This is a genomic window from Bradyrhizobium sp. PRIMUS42, from assembly GCF_023006515.1.
Lineage (GTDB): Bacteria > Pseudomonadota > Alphaproteobacteria > Rhizobiales > Xanthobacteraceae > Bradyrhizobium.
In genome coordinates this window covers 1-1,380 of record NZ_JALBGZ010001120.1, presented here as the reverse complement: position 1 = coordinate 1,380, position 1,380 = coordinate 1, and the positions used below count along the sequence as shown (strand labels likewise).

General features: G+C 67.9%; 3 protein-coding genes and 1 pseudogene. 1 reads left to right on the top strand and 3 read right to left on the bottom strand.

Going from position 1 to position 1,380, the window contains the following annotated elements; all coding sequences use genetic code 11:
* Positions 1–263: pseudogene (locus tag MOV75_RS38210) on the bottom strand (AEC family transporter); the annotation flags it as partial.
* A 3-nt stretch (positions 264–266) separates the two neighbouring features.
* Positions 267–758, bottom strand: a complete 492-nt coding sequence (gene ruvX, locus MOV75_RS38205; RefSeq protein WP_246932543.1) for a Holliday junction resolvase RuvX — start codon at positions 756–758, stop codon at positions 267–269.
* Positions 759–803: 45 nt separating this feature from the next.
* On the opposite strand from ruvX, the gene MOV75_RS38200 reads away from it, so the two are divergent.
* Complete coding sequence (locus MOV75_RS38200) at positions 804–1,019, top strand: hypothetical protein (RefSeq protein ID WP_246932540.1); 216 nt, start codon at positions 804–806, stop codon at positions 1,017–1,019.
* On the opposite strand, the gene MOV75_RS38195 is transcribed toward MOV75_RS38200, so the two are convergent.
* Positions 1,006–1,380: LysR substrate-binding domain-containing protein (locus MOV75_RS38195; protein WP_247008006.1), on the bottom strand; the 375-nt coding region annotated here is incomplete at its 5' end. The two genes, MOV75_RS38200 and MOV75_RS38195, sit on opposite strands and share 14 nt — an antisense overlap.

Genomic DNA, 1,380 nt, shown 5'->3' with positions numbered 1-1,380 from the left:
GCCAGGGCGGGGCGGAGCGCGAGGCAGAGCAGCGACATCGCGAGCGCCGACAGCAGCAGCGCGCCGCCGACGCCGGCGACCGGCACCTTGGAAAGGTCGGCCTTCACCAGCGTCTGGATCAGCAGCATCGGAAACAGCACGAAATAGGTCAGCCGCTCCAGCCCGTGCCATTGCGTGTCGAGCCGCATCAGGCTGCGCTTCAGCACGACACCGAGCACGATGAGGATGAAGACCGGCAGCAGCGCCGCGATCACGACGGCCATGGATCAGTCAGTCCCCGAGGCGGCGCGAAGATTGGCGAGGCGGTCGAGCGCGCCTTGCAGGATGAAGATCGCGGCATGCTCGTCGATCACCTCGGCGCGCTTGGCGCGGCTGACGTCCATGCCGATCAGCTCGCGCTCGACCGCCGCGGTCGAGAGGCGCTCGTCCCAGAGGCCGATGGGAAGCACGGTCAGGCCGGCTAGGTTGCGGGCGAAGGCGCGGGTGGATTGCGCGCGCGGGCCCTCGCTGCCGTCCATGTTGATGGGCAGGCCCAGCACGAAACCGACCGCCTTGCGTTCGGCGGCAATCGCGAGAAGGCGGGCGGCGTCTTGCTTGAACGCCTTGCGCTGGACCGTCTCGACGCCGGTCGCAAGCCGCCGGTCCGGGTCGGACACGGCAACGCCGATGGTCTTGGTGCCGAGATCAAGCCCGACCAGCGCACCGCGTCCGGGCCAGTGGGTTGCAGCATCGACGAGAGGCAGGATAAGAGCCGGCATGGCGTAGCGCATATCACGCGTCGCGCTGCGGAGTGAACCCGGAACATGGATGCGCTGACATTATTCGGCCTGTTCGCCGTGACGGCGATGCTGGTCTGTTATGCGATGGAAGAGCGCAGCCATTGGTTCGTGCTGCTGTTCGCGGCGTCCTGCGCGCTCGGCTCGGCCTACGGTTTTCTCCAGGGCGCCTGGCCGTTCGGCCTGGTCGAAGCGATCTGGTCCGTCGTCGCGCTGCGGCGGTGGCACCTCAGGCCGCGATGACGTCTTCGTCCTGCTTCAGGCATGCGGCAAAACCGCAGAGTGCGCTGGTTCGATGTCCGGCGCAGCGTTGGATGAAGAGCGTCTCGACGCGCGCATGCGAGGCGCTCAACGCGTGGATCGAGACGCTGCCATTCATGGCGCTACGTTCGACGACCGCACGGGGCAGTAGCGTCACGCCCATGTCGGCGGCGACGCAGCCGATCATGCCGTCGAGCGTGCCGAGCTCGAAGCGTGCGGCCGAAGGCCAGCCGAAATCGACGAAGATCTGCTCGAGCCGTTGGCGGTAGGTGCAGCCGGTGCGGAACACCAGCGCAGTCGGCCCGGACTCCGGCGTGCCGGCGCGCAGCTCGGCAAGCGAAGT